Origin of the sequence: Paractinoplanes hotanensis, assembly GCF_023717965.1 — a bacterium.
Classification (GTDB): Bacteria; Actinomycetota; Actinomycetes; order Mycobacteriales; family Micromonosporaceae; genus Actinoplanes; species Actinoplanes polyasparticus.
Map to the genome: position 1 here is coordinate 1 of NZ_JAMQOL010000016.1, position 17,646 is coordinate 17,646.

18 protein-coding genes and 2 pseudogenes are annotated in these 17,646 nt (G+C 69.6%); 10 read left to right on the forward strand and 10 right to left on the reverse strand.

Going from position 1 to position 17,646, the window contains the following annotated elements; genetic code table 11:
- Window positions 1–190: 190 nt before the first annotated feature.
- Both LXN57_RS13390 and LXN57_RS13395 read right to left on the reverse strand, forming a co-directional pair.
- Complete coding sequence (locus LXN57_RS13390; RefSeq protein ID WP_251798404.1) at window positions 191–661, reverse strand: hypothetical protein; 471 nt, start codon at window positions 659–661, stop codon at window positions 191–193.
- Between the two features lie 323 nt (window positions 662–984).
- Window positions 985–1,389, reverse strand: coding sequence for a hypothetical protein (locus LXN57_RS13395; RefSeq protein ID WP_251798405.1), 405 nt, complete (start codon window positions 1,387–1,389; stop codon window positions 985–987).
- Between the two features lie 286 nt (window positions 1,390–1,675).
- Between LXN57_RS13395 and LXN57_RS13400 the strand changes: the two genes are divergently transcribed.
- The 3 genes from LXN57_RS13400 (at window position 1,676) to LXN57_RS13410 (ending at window position 3,555) form a co-directional block, all read left to right on the forward strand.
- Complete coding sequence (locus LXN57_RS13400) at window positions 1,676–2,200, forward strand: hypothetical protein (protein ID WP_251798406.1); 525 nt, start codon at window positions 1,676–1,678, stop codon at window positions 2,198–2,200.
- A gap of 354 nt (window positions 2,201–2,554) precedes the next feature.
- A complete protein-coding gene (locus LXN57_RS13405) occupies window positions 2,555–3,256 on the forward strand; it encodes a hypothetical protein (RefSeq protein WP_251798407.1) in 702 nt (233 codons plus the stop codon).
- A 14-nt stretch (window positions 3,257–3,270) separates the two neighbouring features.
- Window positions 3,271–3,555, forward strand: coding sequence for a hypothetical protein (locus tag LXN57_RS13410; RefSeq protein WP_251798408.1), 285 nt, complete (start codon window positions 3,271–3,273; stop codon window positions 3,553–3,555).
- A 163-nt stretch (window positions 3,556–3,718) separates the two neighbouring features.
- Here LXN57_RS13410 and LXN57_RS13415 read toward each other — a convergent pair.
- Together LXN57_RS13415 and LXN57_RS13420 are read right to left on the reverse strand one after the other, a co-directional pair.
- Window positions 3,719–4,051 (reverse strand): annotated as a pseudogene (locus LXN57_RS13415) (SGNH/GDSL hydrolase family protein); the annotation flags it as partial.
- 168 nt (window positions 4,052–4,219) lie between these two features.
- Window positions 4,220–5,248, reverse strand: coding sequence for a hypothetical protein (locus LXN57_RS13420; RefSeq protein WP_251798409.1), 1,029 nt, complete (start codon window positions 5,246–5,248; stop codon window positions 4,220–4,222).
- A 217-nt stretch (window positions 5,249–5,465) separates the two neighbouring features.
- On the opposite strand from LXN57_RS13420, the gene LXN57_RS48305 reads away from it, so the two are divergent.
- Entirely contained in the window at window positions 5,466–5,687 is a 222-nt protein-coding gene (locus tag LXN57_RS48305) for a hypothetical protein (RefSeq protein ID WP_369077278.1), read from the forward strand.
- Between the two features lie 635 nt (window positions 5,688–6,322).
- Here LXN57_RS48305 and LXN57_RS13425 read toward each other — a convergent pair.
- The 4 genes and pseudogenes from LXN57_RS13425 to LXN57_RS48310 all read right to left on the reverse strand — a co-directional run.
- Window positions 6,323–7,165 carry a CPBP family intramembrane glutamic endopeptidase gene (locus LXN57_RS13425; protein ID WP_251798410.1) on the reverse strand — a complete coding sequence of 281 codons (843 nt, stop codon included), beginning with the start codon at window positions 7,163–7,165 and terminating at the stop codon, window positions 6,323–6,325.
- A gap of 19 nt (window positions 7,166–7,184) precedes the next feature.
- Window positions 7,185–7,898, reverse strand: a complete 714-nt coding sequence (locus LXN57_RS13430) for an FtsX-like permease family protein (RefSeq protein WP_251798411.1) — start codon at window positions 7,896–7,898, stop codon at window positions 7,185–7,187.
- On the reverse strand, window positions 7,895–8,359 hold the full coding sequence (locus LXN57_RS13435; RefSeq protein ID WP_251798412.1) for a hypothetical protein: 465 nt from the start codon (window positions 8,357–8,359) through the stop codon (window positions 7,895–7,897). The genes LXN57_RS13430 and LXN57_RS13435 overlap by 4 nt, the downstream gene beginning before the upstream one ends.
- A 238-nt stretch (window positions 8,360–8,597) precedes the next feature.
- Window positions 8,598–8,912, reverse strand: a pseudogene (locus LXN57_RS48310) (FtsX-like permease family protein); the annotation flags it as partial.
- Window positions 8,913–9,073: 161 nt separating this feature from the next.
- On the opposite strand from LXN57_RS48310, the gene LXN57_RS13445 reads away from it, so the two are divergent.
- The 5 genes from LXN57_RS13445 to LXN57_RS13465 all read left to right on the forward strand — a co-directional run bounded on the left by LXN57_RS13445 (window position 9,074) and on the right by LXN57_RS13465 (window position 13,790).
- Entirely contained in the window at window positions 9,074–9,274 is a 201-nt protein-coding gene (locus LXN57_RS13445; RefSeq protein WP_251798414.1) for a hypothetical protein, read from the forward strand.
- Between the two features lie 40 nt (window positions 9,275–9,314).
- Window positions 9,315–10,259, forward strand: coding sequence for a LysR family transcriptional regulator (locus LXN57_RS13450; RefSeq protein WP_251798415.1), 945 nt, complete (start codon window positions 9,315–9,317; stop codon window positions 10,257–10,259).
- Window positions 10,260–10,694: 435 nt separating this feature from the next.
- Window positions 10,695–12,284, forward strand: coding sequence for an acyl-CoA dehydrogenase family protein (locus LXN57_RS13455; protein ID WP_251798416.1), 1,590 nt, complete (start codon window positions 10,695–10,697; stop codon window positions 12,282–12,284).
- Window positions 12,285–12,312: 28 nt separating this feature from the next.
- Entirely contained in the window at window positions 12,313–13,551 is a 1,239-nt protein-coding gene (locus tag LXN57_RS13460) for an MFS transporter (RefSeq protein WP_251798417.1), read from the forward strand.
- 23 nt (window positions 13,552–13,574) lie between these two features.
- Window positions 13,575–13,790: a hypothetical protein gene (locus LXN57_RS13465; RefSeq protein ID WP_251798418.1), complete on the forward strand. Its 216-nt coding sequence runs from the start codon at window positions 13,575–13,577 to the stop codon at window positions 13,788–13,790.
- A gap of 8 nt (window positions 13,791–13,798) precedes the next feature.
- Here LXN57_RS13465 and LXN57_RS13470 read toward each other — a convergent pair whose 3' ends face one another.
- Complete coding sequence (locus LXN57_RS13470; protein WP_251798419.1) at window positions 13,799–15,268, reverse strand: ATP-binding protein; 1,470 nt, start codon at window positions 15,266–15,268, stop codon at window positions 13,799–13,801.
- A gap of 121 nt (window positions 15,269–15,389) precedes the next feature.
- On the opposite strand from LXN57_RS13470, the gene LXN57_RS13475 reads away from it, so the two are divergent.
- A complete protein-coding gene (locus LXN57_RS13475) occupies window positions 15,390–16,985 on the forward strand; it encodes a glycoside hydrolase family 13 protein (protein ID WP_251798420.1) in 1,596 nt (531 codons plus the stop codon).
- A gap of 32 nt (window positions 16,986–17,017) precedes the next feature.
- On the opposite strand, the gene LXN57_RS13480 is transcribed toward LXN57_RS13475, so the two are convergent.
- The gene (locus tag LXN57_RS13480) at window positions 17,018–17,611 is read right to left on the reverse strand and encodes a TetR/AcrR family transcriptional regulator (protein WP_251798421.1); all 594 of its coding nucleotides are present in this window, start codon (window positions 17,609–17,611) and stop codon (window positions 17,018–17,020) included.
- Window positions 17,612–17,646: the final 35 nt, after the last annotated feature.

A 17,646-nucleotide genomic window follows, 5' to 3' on the forward strand; every position in this document is an offset into this window, starting at 1 on the left:
CGCGACTCGCGTTGGTAGGCCTCCACGGTGTCATCGGTGAGGCTTGGGTTCGTGTCTCCGGCACCCTCGAAGGAGATCAACTACCTCGATGGCCACTTCGGTCACGGCGACATCGTCTCAGCCGTCACCAGGATTTACCACCTGCTCACTTTGCCGACGCACTGATCTGCGATCCGGGCACCTGACCGACTCACTCCCCGTGGGCGATCTCCATCCAGGTCAGCGTGTCGAGCGCAGCCCGCACCTCAGGAAGCGGGGTGCGGCACACCGTGCCCGGCAGGGCCGGCACGAGCGTGTTGCCAGAGGCGTCGGTCAGCGCAAGCAACACCGGCATGACGAAATCGGCCGTGCACACCGGCTCGCCGTCCTGCTCCTGCGGCGGTAGGTGCAGCGCCCGGACGAGGTCGTCGAACGGACCGGTGGAGCGCTGTGCGGCACCCCAGGCGAAGCCGGACGAAGGCGAGGCTGCGGACTGGTGAATGGTCAGCCGGAAGGTGCACCGGACGGCCGAGACCGGCCGGAAGTCCGTGGGCAACGGATCTGCGGAGGGTCGCCCGCCCAGCACCTCCACCGCCGGACAGGAACTGGCCGACTGGGTGAGGTAGGGCGCACGCCCGGAGCCGCTTGAGCAGGCTGCCCCTGCGACGATGGCCACGAACACCAAGCCGATCCGTCGGACACTCATGCTCATCAGACCGCACGGCAGCGCCTCCGGTTCCCGCAGACACCGAGCTGACCGACCGACACGCTGTCCCGACCAGCGAGCCACTGCCCGCTTGCTCACAAGGGACATGGTCAGGTTCCGCTTCTGCCGCGATCGCCCGTCACGGCGCGTCACCGACCCGCCAGCACTGACCACCCGGACATCCGACGAGAGGGCGCCGATACCGTCGGTTTGGCTCACCCTCGTGGACGTGGATGATCGAACCGGGCAGCAGAACTCCGACGCGCGCTCATCTGCCACCGACAGCTTGTACCTGGAGATCAAGCTGTCGGCCACTCCTGACCGTTGCGCCGCGCTCGCACCAGATCCGCATAGTCCTTGCCCGCCACGCCATGGTTAACCCAACGGGCAGGTGAAGCCCTGACGCCCTCCTCCGCCAGCCGGAGGGCTTCATCCGGATCGTCGACGCGTCCCAAGAAGACCGCACCTGGCCCGTCGTCGCTGTCGGAACCCACAGGTGGGAACTCCATCAGATCCAGAAACTGATCGTCGTCCAAGTCTTCGATATCGTAAGACCAGGCTTCGTAGCCGAGCTGGCTCTGCCACACCGTGGCCCAGCGAACGGCTCGAACGCCGGCGGGCGCATCGACAGAGCCCAGAAACTGCTCTACTGGGTGTCCTCGGTTGAGAGCGCCTATGGCAAAGCCGCGAGTCAGGTATCGCACGGTCCGACCCTAACGGCCGCCCGGAGGCAACACGTCGTCCGGCAAACCGTCGGCCTGACCGCGAAGCACACTCTCATGCCGCCGATCGTGCACACCGGCCGCCGAGTTCGTCGTCTTCGAGCAGTCGGCCGGCGCCCGGGCAGCCCGTCGCCCTCGGTAGTCGGTCTGCCTGCCCTGCCCAACGTGCTGAACTCCCGAGATCAGTGCGTGTAGAGCGCTCATGATCGGCCCTTGCAGCTGCGGTGCCGCCTGGAGACGGTCAGTCCTGGCGGCTAAATTGTCGCGCATGCAATCGTTGATCACCGCCATAGTCGAGAACGGCGAGGCTGCCAGCTTCCTGGCCTGGCCGGGCGACTTCGAATTGGACCGGAAGGACCATGGCGAGGACGTCCACCTTGCATCGGGTGCGGGCCTTGAGGGCTTCGCGGGTGATGGAGCCGGGGGGACGTACTTCTTCTGTGGCAACGGCGGCGAGGAACGTCCGGTCCTGTATGCGGATTCTGAGGGCGGCGCGGCCCTGGTCGCGATCGGCCTGGAGCAGTTGATGCAGCTCCTCCTGGTTGCGCCCTGGTGGCGCGACTGCCGGGCATTCACCGCTGAGGAGAGCCGCAGGCTGGGCGCCGAGTATCGGGAGGACATGCCAGACCTGGCGGCTCGGCGAGACCGTGCGGCCGCGGCTTTGGGCCTGCGACTTCCCACCGAAGCTGAGGTTCTGGCTCGGCTGGTGAGGGTCGCCACCGAGGCGGGTGAGGACTTCACCCTGATCTTCACGCCTGAGGGCACGCCGTATGACCGGCTGATCGAACATTGAGCGCCATATCTCTCCCCAGGCGGTTGTCCGGATCTGCCCTGAATCGCTCGTCGCGGTGTTACGTCTGCACACGTCAGTTACACGTGCTGATGGCCGGCGAGCGCACCTGATCTGGAGAAGCTCAGCAATGGCGTGTCAGCGGCGGCGGTTGGATCAACGGCGTGGAGACAGATGGTGGCGATTGAGTGGGGCCGACTACAGCAGGCGTACGGGCGGGCGACAGACATGCCGGCGCACCTGCATGCTCTGGAATTCGGTGATGTCAGGGCGCGTCGGGCGGCGCTGGAGCACCTTGACGTCGCGGTACTGCACCAGGGGTTCCCTGGGACAGCGACCGCGCCCGCGGTCAGGGCTGTGACCGAGTTGCTCGCCGAAGGGCGCGCACACCCGGAGACCATCGAATACCTGCTGCAATTTCTCGGTGACGCGGCCCGGAGTGTGACGGCCTTGGCCGGCCACGACTACTTCGCTGCGGCATTACCGGACCTGGCTGACGCCGTCGCTGCTGCATACCCAGTGGTGCTCCCGCTGCTTGAGTTCCTCCCAGCGGACCACGCTGCTTCCCGAGCGACCCATCTTGTAGCTATCGCCAAGATGGCGCCCTTGGCGGATGAGCGAGGCAATCTCGCGGTTCTCGTTGCGGACCTCGCGACCCGTGCCCCAGGGCCGCGAGAGACCTGGGTGTATTGCCTGGGCGAGCTCGGCGTAAGTGTGCGCGGGCTGCTGACCGACCCGGAGCCCGCGGTCCGGCTGCGAGCGGCCTTGATCCATGAGGACGATCCACGCAGTCAGGAACTGATTCGTGCCGCGCTTGCCGAACCACCGCCCCCAGGACTTTACCGAGGTGACTTGGTCGCTGCGGCAATCCGGACCGCATCGGACTTTGCCGCGATCGTCGCAGAGGCCTGCGGTCTTGTCAGGAAGGATTCCTGGACCGGCTTCGATAGCGGCTGGGGCGCTCTGGTGAGCTTCGCCTTCCCCGAACGGTACAGCCAGCGGCATCCTTTGACGGACGCGCAGCGTGCCCTGCTACGAGCCTGGGGTCTGCGACTCTGAGTAGCCTCGTACTCGTGTCAGACAAGTCGAAACGGCGAGCAGCGCGCTCGGTGGTCGCTGAGTATCACCAAGCCGAGTTGGGAGACCTGGTCGCACGCGTTGGTGAGGCTGTCGATCGCTACCGTGCCGGCGAGCTTGACGCCTTTGACGTGGATCGAATTCTCTTCCAGTATTCGCGAGCGGCGAAGGAACTGTGGAAGTACTGCAACTACTTCCAGGTGGAGATTGCTGCGGCCATGATTCAGGAGCAGCCACCACACGACTGGTGGGAGCGCGGCGCTCCGAGAGAGCGGTCATGACTGGCGGCTGAGCGACCCCGGCGCGCACTCTCATGCGGCCGACCGCGCGCGACGGCCGGCAGCGAGCCGTCATGCGGCGTGACGAACGCTCGTGCGATGACAGCGCACTCGATCATGCCGGGAAGCGGACTACGCACCCCGACGCTCGTCGAGTGATCAAATCTCATGTCTGCAGGCGCAGTGTCCGGCAGGCGGGAAGGATCGCGTCGGCGAGGGCGCGATGGCCGTCGTCGTTGGGATGGATGCCGTCGTCGCAGAGCAGATCGTCGTTGCCGTCAATCACCCGCCGGATGGCATCAACGTATTGCAAACCCAGTTGGCTCGCGGTGTCGGCGATCCACTGGTTGAGCAAGGAGGCGCGCTCCGAGAGCTGGACTACCGGGTAATAGGTAACGACGAGGATCGGGCGTCCCGGGAGTTGGTCGTGCAGCCGTGACAGATCGCGCTCGATGGCACTGCGAATCTCCTCGGTGTACTCGGGGAGGAATCGAATGTCGTTGGCTGAGAGGCAGCGACGACAGTAGCGAACGCTGCCCCCCGTGGATACCGATCACCGGCCAGCCGAGCGCCCTCAAATGCCGCTGATCGTCGCGCTGACCGCGGCGGCCCGCGTACCACGGGCAACCCGCAGACCGCCGGTGCGTTTTGGAAGGCCGGAAGAGGCTCAGTGGATCCCGTTAGCCCACCACCAACTGGTCAAGTAGCCGTACTCTCGATCGGGATAGAAGAAGGCCCATGCCACTGCGGGAACTACGTAGGGCCCGAGCTCGTCGAAGACGGCCTTGGCCTCCTTCTGGCGTCCCGACATCGTGTAGTAGATGGCTAGCCAGTGCAGGCAGGTCGTGAGCCGGCCAGGGTTCGGGATTCCGGCCCGCCACTTGGCGATCCAATGGTCCATCTCCTGTTGCACCTGAGCGCGGTGGAAGTACTTCCGGCACCGCTTCAGCGACTTGTTGTCTTTGGCGTTCTCACCCCAGGAGAACTCGCGCATCGCGTACTCGATATGGGCGAGCAACGGCAACAGCAGCACGTTCGCGCCTGGCGGTGCCGAGCTGGCCACCTTCCGGGCGGTGGCGAACATCAGCTCGTGGGAGCCGAACCACTTCTGACAGTGCAGACTCATCGCTGTCAGATGCAGATCGAAGTTGTACGGGTCCCGGCGCCGCCCCTCGTCGAACACCTCGTCGAAGGAAGACTCCCGGGTCTGGTGGTCGCCGAACATCGTGTCCAGCACCTGTGCCCACGGCACCGGATCATTCGGGGCGGCAAAGGCCATTGCCCGCCGTCCGACCTCTGCGGCCGCCGTGGACAGCGCGTGGTGGTCCGCGAACTGTTCGGCGGTGGTATTCGCGGCCGACGCACCGCCGCGGGCTTTGCCCGCCCGCGTCCGCAGCGTTGCCGCCTGGAGCAGCACAGCCGCCGGATCCGACGGTTCCGCCCGCAGCCACGCGTACAGCCAGCTGTCGTCGACCACCGCAAGGTCGCCGAACGCCGCGATACGGCGGCCTCGCAACTCCCAGTTGTCGCCAGCTTCCTCGATCGTGTCACGGGCAGCCTGCCAATTGCCGCGCCGGACCAGGTGCTGAGCTTCCTGCAGGACTCGGTCGGTCATGGCCCGCTCTGCGTCGAACTCGGGCACGTCCGGCAGCGGAGCACAGAAGAACCGCCGGGCATAAAGGCGTGCGTAGAACATCGCCGGATGCTAGTTGATCATCATCTGAAACCGAAGGATAGGGGTTCGATTCCCTGCGGGCGCACAGCAGGTGAAAGGCCGTAACCTGCGGAAACGAGGGTCACGGGCCCTTTCGCTTCCCATTTTCGGCCGGGAGAATCCCACCTGATGGAAGCGTGACTAGCGTGATCGCCTGGTGATTCGACTCGACCGCTTCAACCACGCCGTCCGGGTTCCGGTGCAGGTTGGCGGCAGCCGGTACCGCTTCCTGGTGGACACCGGCATCGGCATCACGGTTGTGTCGTCGGCAGTGGCGGCGCGAGACGACGTACGCCAGACCGGCAAATCGATGAGCGGCCGGCGGAGGGTCCGGGCAGGAGATCCAAGCGCCACTCGTCCTGCTGTCGAGTCTCCGACTCGGCGACCACACGGCCGAGGACCATCTCGACCTGGGAGGTGACTTCGACGGCATCATCGGACCGGGCTTCTACGCCGGGCATGCCCTCACCGTCGACCCGGCCGCAACGACACCGGCGTTCGTCGAAGCTGCCGCAATCGATGCGTCGGGGCAGCGGTTCCGGATTTCGACGAAGAGCGAATGTCCCTATGAGCAATTCACTTCCCCATTCCGGCTTGAACTTGGCCCTTTACCGGTAGTCTCAGATTCGCCATTCGGCGCCTTCCTTGGTGACCTCGAGGTTTGTGGAAGGTGTCGCCGTTGGCCATGTACATCTGAGCGTTCACCAACGCGCTGAGCGCGCCGCTGGCCGACGGGATGTGCTCGTCGCCGACCTCGTGGCGGCTGATCTCGTGGCGGTCCGACGGGGTACTTCTCGACTCGGACAGCGTCATCTCTTTGTGGATTCGTGCGGGTCAGGCCGTACGCGGGTGGGCAGGTTATCGGCGAGACGGCGTCCATGTACGCCACGGTGGCTGCGCACTCGTGGGGGGCCTCAGCCCGCATGCCTGACCGTCACGGGCGTGCCTCCAACTCGCGCATCAACGGCTCGGAGGCGGTCTTGCCGCGGGCGCGGCGCGACCGCCGCATCAGCGCGTCCCGCAAGCCCTGCACGTGCAGGTAAAGCGGGCCGCACCTCATTCTTGCCGGTCGGCTTGGAGGAGCGGCGCGGCCGCGACGGCGATCAGGACCAACACTACGAGCAGCTGAATGCCGTGCTGTCCGAAGTCGCCGTGGTCGAGCAGCAGCGCGGTGGTGAGCGGGACCAGTATGAAGTTGTTACCGGCGTGCGCCAGGCAGGGCGGCCAGATGCTGCGGCTGCGGGCCCGCAGCCAGGCCAGGAGGACCTCTTGGCACATGACCCATACTGTCCACCCGGCTAGGCCTAGGGCCAGATTCCGGTAGTCGGCGTAGCCGAGCAGGGCGAGCGGATAGTGCCAGATCGCGGCGATCAGGCCGACTGATAGCGCGGCGCGGCGTGGGTGGGCGGGATGGATGCGCAGCAGTAGGTAGCCAGTCCAGCCGTACTCCTCGCCCCAGAGGGCGGGGGTAACGATCAAAGTTGCCACGCAGAGCAGCAGTGGTACCGACCAGACGGGAACGCCGGGAATCAAGTCCGCCAATGAACCGAAGGACGGCTCCCACAGCCCGGATGCCGCGGCGACGCCGACCACCACAGTGGCGACGCCGAGCGGGCCCAGCCAGGCCAGTAGATAGTACCGCCAGGCGGGACGCAGCCGGAGGCGGGAGTCGGTGTCCGCGAAGCCCTCGCGGGTGACCCAGCGTCGGACCACCAGCGCCGCGGTTGCCGGCGCGAACGCGGCCGGCGCTTGCACCAGCGGATTCACCAGCGACCAGCCGAGCAGTAGGTGGGCCGTCGCTTCCCAGCCCCAGGCAACGCCGAACGAGATCAGCAGGAATGCCGTCAGGCCCCGCTTCCTCGATCGGTCCGCGAGGTACGAGGCTCGGGTATCGATCATGGTGGTCGGCTCCTGGCGGTCAGGCCGGGTCGTCGGCATGGCTTGGTGGCTTTCGCGTACGGATGCCGGCCGTTGCTGCGGCCACGGTGAGCAGCAGGCAGGTGAGGCCGATGCCGAGCAGTGGGAGCCATGGGATGGTGATGGGCGCGGCGAAGCCGGCCAGGTCGGCTGTGATGGCCCGACGCACCAGCCCGCCCAGCAGGGCGGTGGTGGCGCTGCCCAGGAGCAGGCCGGTGCCGCAGACGAACACCGCCTGCCAGATGGCGGTTCGCCTGACCTGGTCCGGGATGGCGCCGAGGAGTTGGACGAGGTCGCGTTGCCGGCGCCGGTGGGAGGCGCCGATGAGGGTGGCGTTGACCATCGCGATGGCGGCGTAGAGGCCGGCGGGTCCGAGCAGGACGGTCAGGCCGAGGTTGTTGGCCCGGCGAGTCTGCGCGGCGATGGCGTCGATCCAGTCGTCGGAGTCGAGGATCCGGCTGCCGGTGCCGGCCAGCGTGCGCTGGAGGGAGTCGCGTGCCGTGGCGGCATCGGCGCGGGGGACGACGAATACCGTCCCGGTGGCACGATCGCTCGCGGCCGGGAGCAGGCCGGCCGGGATGACGCGTTCGGCGTACAGGTCGGGCGCGTCGGGGAGGACGGCGACGACCCGCAACGGGACCCGCTTGCCGTCGATCCAGACTGGGAGCATGTCGCCCAGGCCGATGCCGGAGTCGCTGAGCCACGTGGCGGTCACGGCGACCACGCGTCCGTGGAAGTCATCGAGAGTGCCTCGGGCGGCGGCCAGGCCCCGGGAGGCGGAGGCGGTGGCAGGGTTGATGATCTCAAACTGGTCGGGTCCGCCGGGACGGCCGTTCTCGTCGCGCTGAAGCGTTGCTTGTCGGCGTACGTCGGCGACCGCGACGGTCTGATCGGACGCGACCGACGCGGCTGCGGCCGGACCCCCGTCTCGACGACCAGTGGCGCGTGCAGCCGGGCACGGTCCTGCGCGGTTGTCCAGTCGATGATGAAGCTGAGGGACAGCAGCAGTGACCCCGCGATCGCGGAGATGGCCACAACCGGGGCGGCGACCGCGGCGGTGGTGCGAGTGGCGGCGCGCACCTCGTCGCGGGCCATCCGGGCCGTCACATCCCGGTTGATGAACGGGCGGGCGAGCAGGGCGGCGAGCCGCGGGATGACGGCGGGGCCGATGCTCATCAGGCCGATCACGACCACCTCGGGCAGCAGGATGGAGGCGAGCAGCGCGTACAGCGGCGGCAGGGTCGGCGGAGAAGACCACAGCGGCCACCAGGCCGCCGAAGCACAGGGTCGCGACGACGAACTGGGCGACGCTGGGTCGGGTTCGCTCGATCGTGGCCTCCCGCAGGGCCGCGCTGGGGGTGATCCGGGCGGCGCGGCGCGAGGATCGCCAGACTCCGAGGAGCGCGACTACCGCACCGGTGGGTGCGGCGGCCGCCCAGGCGATCCACGGGCTCGGGGCCTGCAGGTCGAGCGTGGTGATCCCGATGGCCCGCACCAGCCAGAGAACGGCCGGGGCGAACGCTGTGCCGAGCAGACCACCGACCGTGGTGGCCGCGGCCGCGACGACGACGGACTCGCCCAGCAGGAGCCGGCGCACCTGCCGTGGCGTCGCGCCGACCAGGCGCAGCAGGCCGAGCTCACGCTGGCGGCCGGCCACGACGAAGCCGAACGTACTGCCAACCACGAACAGAGCGATGAACGCCGAGATCGCCGACATCATCCCGAACATCGCGGCCAGGTCGTCGAGTTGGGCGCGCTGGTCGGCGGTGACGCCGGGCCGGCCGGCACAGTCATCAGAGGTCAGCCTCTCGGATCTTGGAGTATGTGTTTAGGCGAGGGTCTTGCGCAGTTCGGCGGCGACCGGGCCGGCCGAGGCCGGGGTTCTCGCCGGTGACGACGCTGCGGTCGATTTCGACGTGCGGCGCCTACGGCCTGCCGGACGTCACGGTCAGGCTGGCCTCGGTCAGCCGGTCCTGCAGCTTCGCCATGGGAACTCCAGTACTCGTCTCCGGCGCCTCGCCGCCACCTGGCGACACCGATCAAGGTAGGCAACAGAACCATCGCCACGCCAATGGAAACATCGATTTCTGAAATCGGAAAAACAATATGTCTTTCCGCTACGGTGTAGGCCATGCATCCTCAAGCCGCCCCCGGATCGGAGATGCCGGCGCCAGCAGCCGGACAACTTCCCTTGCGGGCGGACCTGAACTTGCTGCGCACCTTCCTCGCCGTGTACCGGGCCGGCACGCTCACCGCGGCAGCACCCCGGCTCGCGCTGTCCCAGTCAACGGTGACCACTCAGATCCGCACCCTGGAACAGCAGACCGGCCGTGGCCTGTTCACCCGGCTACCCCGCGGCATGGAACCGACGCCCTACGCCCACGAACTCGCCCGGCACCTCGCCGCCCCGCTCGACGCGCTGGCCGCCCTCGAACACACCAAGACCATCACGGCGCCGGTGCACCTGGCCGGACCCTCCGAACTGCTGTGCGTCCGGGTCCTGCCCGCCCTCGCCGGACTCGTCGCCGACGGCCTCCAGTTACGCGTCACCCAGGGCCTGCCCGAGCCTTTGCTGGAGGAGATGCGTACCGGCCGCCACGACCTGGTCATCACCACACGGCGGCCCCGCGGCCGGGTCCTGGAATCCATCCCGCTCGCCGACGAGGAATACCTGCTGGTCGCCAACCCCGCCTGGGCAGCCCGCATCGGCCCGCCCGAACCCGCCGGCCTGTGCACCGCCCTGCACGACGTCCCCCTGGTGACCTACGCCGAGGACCTGCCCATCGTCCGCCGCTACTGGCGCACCGTCCTCGGCAAACAGCTCGCCACCACGGCCGCGGTCACCGTGCCCAACCTCTACGCCGTCCTGTCCGCGGTCAACGCTGGCGCCGGCTACAGCGTCCTGCCACGCTCGCTCTGCCAGGAATACCTCGACTCCGGCCGCCTCGCACTGCTCCACGACCCAGACGAACCTCCGCTCAACACCCTCTTCCTGGCACAACGCCCCGGCGCTGACACCAACCCCGACGTCATCCGCGTCCGCGACCACCTCCGGAAAGCAGCCCGAGCGTGGTAAGGATGTCGGTACGGGTCCGTAACGCGAAGGGCTCTGGCTCACCGCAAACCCACCAGCGGATAGACATCTTGCCCGACCGCAATGCTGTGCCGCGCCCACACCGATTACAGCCGCTGGGGCTTCCGGTGAGAGAAGCATGCCGCTCGGCTGCGGTTGCGCCTGACCGCCCTCCGGAATCTCAGCCGGAGCTCGGCCGGGGGCAGGCATGGTCGAGTGGCACACGTGTCGACCAACGGTCGCGGACGATCCGGCCCTCGCCAGTCGCCGCGACCCGCTGCTCCATCGACACGTATTCCAGGTCGCGAGCACGGTCGCCGGTGGACGGGAGGAGGTTGCGGCCCGGGCACCGGAGGTCATGGCGTCGAGTGCCGCGGTCTTGAAACAACCGGGCGGGCGTGCTGGTGCCGGCAAGTTACCCGGCGGTAGATTGGCCGGATGACGCATGAGGTCTTCAACCAGGCGCCGCTGCTGGTGGACTATGACGTCGCTGCTGACGTGGGGTTGCTGGGGGCGGTCGAGCGCGAGGGCGCAAGCTGGGCGGTCGGCGACCTGCATCGGCTGGGGAAGCTGGCGGGGACGGCTGAGGCGCAGCGGTGGGCGGAGGAGGCCAATCGGTACGAGCCGCGGCTGCTCACGCACGACCGGTACGGGCATCGCGTCGACGAGGTCGAGTTTCACCCGTCGTGGCACCGGCTCATGGAGGTTGCCGTCGGGGAAGGGCTGGCCGGGGCGCCCTGGGCCGACACACGCGAAGGGGCGCACGTCGCCCGGGCCGCGGGGCTCTACCTCTGGTCGCAGGTGGAGGCGGGGCACTCGTGCCCGATCTCGATGACGTACGCAGTCGTCCCGGCGCTGCGGCACGCGCCCGACCTGGCCGCCGCCTACGAGCCACTGCTCACGGCCAAGGCGTACGACTTCGGGTTGCGGACACCCACGGCGAAAAAAGGCCTGCTGGCCGGCATGGGGATGACCGAGAAGCAAGGGGGCTCGGACGTCCGGGCCAACACCACCCGCGCCACCGAGGCGGGTGACGGCACGTGGCGGCTGCGCGGGCACAAGTGGTTCACCAGCGCGCCCATGTGCGACCTCTTCCTGGTGCTTGCCCAGGCTCCCCAAGGGCTGTCGTGTTTCCTTGTCCCCCGCGTGTTGCCCGACGGCGCCAGGAACACGTTCCGCATTCAGCGCCTCAAGGACAAGCTGGGCAACCGCAGCAACGCCAGCAGCGAGCCCGAGTTCGACGACACGGTGGCCTGGCTGGTCGGCGCGGAGGGTCAGGGCGTCCGCACGATCATCGAGATGGTCGCGATGACCCGGCTCGACTGCGTGACCGGATCGGCGTCGGGCATGCGGGCCGCGCTCAACCAGGCTGTTCACCACGCGCGGCACCGGTCCGCGTTCGGTGGGGTGCTGGCCGACAAGCCCGTGATGCGGAACGTGCTGGCCGATCTGGCGCTCGAGAGCGAGGCCGCCACCCTGCTGGCGATGCGGCTGGCCGGCGCGGTCGACCGCGGCGAGCAGGCGTTCCAGCGGCTGGCGGTGGCGGTCGGCAAGTTCTGGGTGTGCAAGCGGCAGCCCGCCGTGGTCGGCGAGGCGCTCGAGTGCCTGGGCGGCAACGGCTACGTCGAGGACTCGGGGCTGCCGCGCCTCTACCGGGACGCGCCGCTCAACTCCATCTGGGAGGGCTCCGGCAACGTCCAGGCTCTCGACATTCTGCGTACGCTGCACCGCGAACCCGACAGCCTCGAGGCCTTCCTGGCCGAGGTCACCCCGGCCGCTCAAGCCGACCGCCGGCTGGCCGGGGCAGTCAGCGGGCTGAAGGAGGCGCCGGACGAACAGGGCGCCCGCCGCACGGCCGAGCGGATGGCTCTCGTCCTCCAGGCCTCGCTGATGGTCCGGTACGCCCCGGCGGCCGCGGCCGACGCGTTCTGCGCCAGCCGCCTGGGCGGCGAGTGGGGGCACACCTTCGGCACCCTGCCCGCAGGCGCCGGCACTGCCGCGATCGTGGAGCGCGCCGCACCCGCGTAGCAATCGGCCACGCCGGTAGGGTGCCCGGGTGGCGCTCGGCTCCGACTTCCGCCGGCTTTGGTCGGCGTACGCGATCAGTGAGTTCGGCACGGGCGTCGGCTTCGGCGCGTTGCCCCTGGTCGCGGTGCTCGTCCTCGACGTTCCCGAGTTCCAGGTGTCGCTCCTGGCCGCGCTGGGCGGGCTGGCCGCGGCCGCGCTCGCGCTGCCCGCCGGCCCGTGGATCGAGTTCCGCCGCAAACGGCCCGTGATGATCGCGGCCGACCTCGTCCGCTTCGGGGCGATCGTCAGCATCCCGGTGGCGATGCTGGCCGGCGTGCTGACCTACGCGCAGCTCTGCGTGGTCGCCGTCGTGCAGGCCATCGGCACGATCATCTTCGCGACGGCCAGCGGCGCGCACCTCAAGGCCCTGGTCGGCCCGGCGGACCGCGACCTGGCCAACGGCCGTTTCGAGGCGACCTTCTGGACGGCGTACAGCGCCGGCCCGGCCCTCGGCGGCGCCCTGACCTCGGCGCTCGGCGTCGCCTGGACGATCACGGTCGACGCCCTCAGCTTCCTGCTCTCCGCCGTGGGTGTGCGTTCCCTGCGTACGCCCGAGCCGCCCCCACCCGTACGCCACCCGACCGCCTCCAAGCTCAAGGAGATCACCGCCGGCTGGCGCTACATCGCCGCCCACCGCGGGCTGCGGGCGCTGTTCATCAACGCCCAGCTGTTCGCCGGCGCCATGATGGCCGCCTCTCCCCTGCTCACCGTGCTGATGCTGCGCGACCTGGGTTTCACCCCGTGGCAGTACGGCCTGGCCTGGGGCGTCGCCTGCCTCGGCGGCGTGCTGGGCGCGCTGACCATCGGCCGCCTCACCGCCCGTTTCGGCCGCCGGCGGGTGCTGCTGGTCTCCGGCGTGGGCCGCGCCCTGTGGCTCTGGGCGCTGGCGTTCCTGCCGGCCGGCGTGGCCGGCGTCATCCTGGTGATCGTGGTCGAGTTCCTGGCCCTGTTCGGCTCGGGCGTGTTCAACCCGGCGTTCGCCACCTACCGCATGACCGAGACGGAGGACGGCTACCTCTCCCGGGTGATCGCCTGCTGGGCCATCACGTCCCGCACGGTGCAGCCGGTCTGCATCGCCCTCGGCGGCCTGCTGGCCGCGGTCACCAGCGTCCGCACGGCACTGCTGATCTGCGGCCTCGGCGTCCTGGCCAGCTCGGCCCTGCTGCCCTGGCGCAGTTCCCGCCACCTCGACGAGGTATCCGGCGCCCTGCACGGCGCCCCCTCCTGAAGTCAGCACCGAAGGAGGCAGAAATGAACACCGCCCTGAAAGCAGTCTTCTCCGCCGCGACCAGCGGCCTCATCGCGTTCCTGTCATCCCTGCTCACCGCGCTGCAGGGCGAGAACACCGGCTTCGCCACCATCACCGACGGCCAGTGGGTGACCGCCTTCCTGGCCCTCATCGTGGCCGTCGCCGGCACCGGCACCGTCACCTACCAGGTGCGCAACCGCGTCCCGCACTCCGTGTGAGGCGGTGCCTAGCGCGGCCCGGTCGGCTCCGTCAGCTCTCTGACGCTGGCCAGCAGTTCGTCGGTGGTGATGGGGGCGACCTGGCCGCCCGAGCGGGCGTCCTGCATGGCCTTGGAGAGCTGGACCCGGCGCAGGATCTCCTTGATGTCGGCGCCGGTCATGCCGTGGCTGGCGGCGGCCAGCGCGGTCAGGTCGAGGTCGTCGGCGAACATCTGGAAGCCGGGGGCCTCGTGGGCCGCGATCAGGCCGTGGATCATCTTGCGGAAGATCTCGGCCCGGGAGGCCTCGTCGGGCTTGGGGACGCTGATCTTGACGTCGAAGCGGCCGGAGCGGATCAGGGAGTCGTCGACGCGGTGCGGGAAGTTCGTCGTGGCGACCACGATGACGTTGGGGTTGGCCTCGATCAGGTCGTTCATCTCCTGCTTGAAGATGCCGGCCACCGCGTTGATGGCCTGGCTGGCCGCGTCGCCGCCGGAGCCGGCGTAGCTGATGATCGAGTCGAACTCGTCGAACAGCATGAGGGTGGGCACCCGGTAGCGACGGGCGTCGCGGAAGATCTGCTTGATGTTGCGTTCCGAGCCGCCGAGCCACTTGTCGAGGATCTCGGGGGTGCGGATCTCGCGGAAGTCGGCGCCGATCTCGTTGGCCAGCGCCCGCGACAGCATGGTCTTGCCGGTGCCGGGCGGCCCGTACATGAGCAGGCCCTGCGGGCGGCGGGCGCCCCACCGGGCCATCGCCTCGGGGTGGCGGAACGACACCGCGATCTCGCGCAGCTCGGCGACCACCTCGGCCAGCCCGCCCACCATGTCGAGCGTGACCGTCTGCGTCGTGACCGGAACCTTGGACACCGCCTCGCGGCTCACCGAGTACCGCCGGCCCGCCAGCGATTCGGGCCCGGCCAGCTCGATCACCGCCTGCAGCGTCAGCCCCACGAAGGCCTGCAGGTGGGCCGGGGTGACGTCGTCGCGCGGCACCTCGGCGTGCAGCCTCACCACCGTGCCGGTCGGGTCGTAGGTCAGTTCGGCCTGCAGCCCGACGACGGCATCGGCCAGGGTGCCCGGCTCGCGCTGGGCAACCGGCGCGTTCGGGCGGTCAAGACCGAGTTTCTTGTACGCCGCCGCGGCCGCCGCCCCGATGTTGTCGACGATCCGGGTGGCGATCGGGTCGCCGGCCTCGATGCGCTTGGCCAGCAGCAGCCCGATCGGGTCGGTGCCGAGCACCAGCTTGCGGATGCGCTCCTTGGAGAGCGGCTCCTCCGCGGTGCTGATCGCGGCCGCGAACGTGTGCACCGGGCCGGCCGGGCGGTCGGCGCCGGCAACGGTCAGGTCGACGCGCTGCACCGGTGACGGCCAATCCGCCCGGCGCAGCAGTTCGACCGGGTTGACCCTGGCCGCGGCCAGCACGGTCGGCGCGTCGATCAGCTCGACGGTCGCTCCGGCGTACTCGAAGGTCTCGCCTCGTGGCCGCGTTCCGGACATTTGTTCCTCCCAGCGGTGTCGACCTCTCCAGAGTGACACGGGCGCACACGGGTTGCCGTTCGTTGCGTTCGCGCGGGGCGCCGTTCGAACAGCCGATCGGTCCGGCATGTCAGCAGAGCCCATGCAGGACACGCGCCCCGTCGAGCACGTCGCCCACGCCCCGTGGTGGCGCGACGCCGTCGTCTACCAGGTGTATCTGCGCTCGTTCGCGGACGGCAACGGCGACGGCGTGGGCGACTTCGCCGGGTTGCGGGCGCGGTTGCCCTACCTGGCCGAGCTGGGCGTGGACGCCGTCTGGGTGACCCCGCACTACGTGTCGGGCGGCGCCGACGGCGGCTACGACGTCATCGACTACACGGCGGTCGACCCCGAGTACGGCACCGTCGAGGACGTGCGGGGCCTGATCGAGGACGCCCACGCCGTCGGCCTGCGGGTGCTGCTGGACATCGTGCCCAACCACACCAGCGACCAGCACCCGTGGTTCCAGGCTGCGCTGGCCGGCCCCGACAGCCCCGAGGCGGCTCGCTACCACTTCCGGCCGGCGAGCGAGGAGCCGCCGAACAACTGGCAGAGCATGTTCGGCGGGCCGGCCTGGTCGCGCACCCCGGACGGCCGCTGGTACCTGCACCTGTTCACGCCCCAGCAGCCCGACCTGAACTGGGACGACGCCTCGGTGGTCGCGGACTTCGACCGTACGCTGCGGTTCTGGTTCGATCTGGGCGTCGACGGCTTCCGCGTGGACGTCGCGTACGGCCTGTTCAAGGACCCCTCGTACCGCGACAACCCGGGCATCTACTCCCCCACCCTGTTCGGGCACGGCCCCGAGCAGGCCATGACCACCAACCAGCCCGGGGTCCACGAGATCTGGCGTCGCTGGCGGGCCCTGTGCGACTCCTACGACGAGCCGAAGATGCTGGTCGGCGAGGTGTCCCTGGCCGACCTGGACGAGGTGGGCCGGTACGCCCGTCCCGACGAGCTGCACCACGCCTTCCAGTTCCGCCTGCTCAAGAGCGACTGGGACGCCTCGTCGTTCGCGGACACCATCGCCGAGGCGCTGGCCGCGTTCGAGACGGTCGGCGCCCCCGCGCCGTGGGTGCTGGGCAACCACGACAAGGCCCGCCAGGTCACCCGCTACGGCAGCGAGCGCCGCGCCCGCGCCGCCGCCCTGCTCATGCTGGCTCTGCCCGGCTCGGCCTACCTGTACGCCGGCGAGGAGCTGGGCCTGCCCGAGGCCGACGTCCCCGACGCCGCCCGCCGCGACCCGATCTTCTTCCGCTCCCACGGCCGGCGCCCCGGCCGGGACGGCTGCCGCATCCCGATGCCGTGGGAGGCCGCCGACCCGAACGCCGGCTTCTCGACCGCCACCCCGTGGCTGCCGCAGCCCGCCGACTGGCCCGCGTACGCCGTCGACCAGCAGGAATCCGACCCGGCCGCGACCTTCACCCTCTACCAGCAGGCAATCATGCTGCGGAAGCTGCACCCGGCGCTCGGCACCGGCCTGGCCGCGGTCACCCTCGACGGCGACGTGATCCGCGTCGACCTGGTCGCCCGCACCGGCGACCCCGGCCCGATCACGTGCTGGATCAACATGGGCGCGGCCCCGGTCACCATCCCGGCTGCCCGCGTGCTGCTGGCGTCGGCACCGGACCAGCCGGGTCCGTCGGAGGGCCGCCTGACCCTGTCCGGGGACACCGCCGTCTGGGCTACGTCCCGATAGCGGTGGCGAATGCCGGCCCGTACTGAAACGCGTCAGCGCGGGCCGAGCAGGCGCGCCGTAGCGTCGACGGCCACGCCGGTGATCGTGGCGACGTCGCGGCCCTCCTCGACCGTCACGGCGATCAGCTCGCGCAGGCCGCCGAGCAGGATCGTCGCGGTCTGGTCGGCGGCCGGGCGCACTCCGGCGGCGGCCAGCTGCGGCGTGTCGGTGAGGCGCCGGATGAGGGCGACGAAGTTGCTCATGGTCTCGCGCTGCAGCTGCCGGGCCCGATCTTCGCCCAGGGCGGGGACGTCGCGGATCCAGCTCAGCGTGATCGGCGGGTCGGCCTGCACGGCGGCGATCCAGCCCTCGATGGCCTGGCGCACCTGGGCCTCCCACGGCGCCGCCGGGTCGACGGCGGACGTGATGCGCGCGATGGTGCGCTGGTTGCTCTCGTGCAGCAGCGCGACCAGGCACTCCTGGCGGTCGGCGAACTGCGCGTAGAACGTGCGCCTCGAGGTGCGCGCGGCCCGGACGATGTCGGCCACCGTCGTGTCCCGGTAGCCGCGCGCGCGGATGCAGGCGGCGAGACCGTCGAGCAGGCGGCGGCGGTGCCCGGCGCCGGCCGGCGCGTCGAGGGTCGTCACCTGGCACACGCTACCCCTTGCCCGGTGCCGGTACG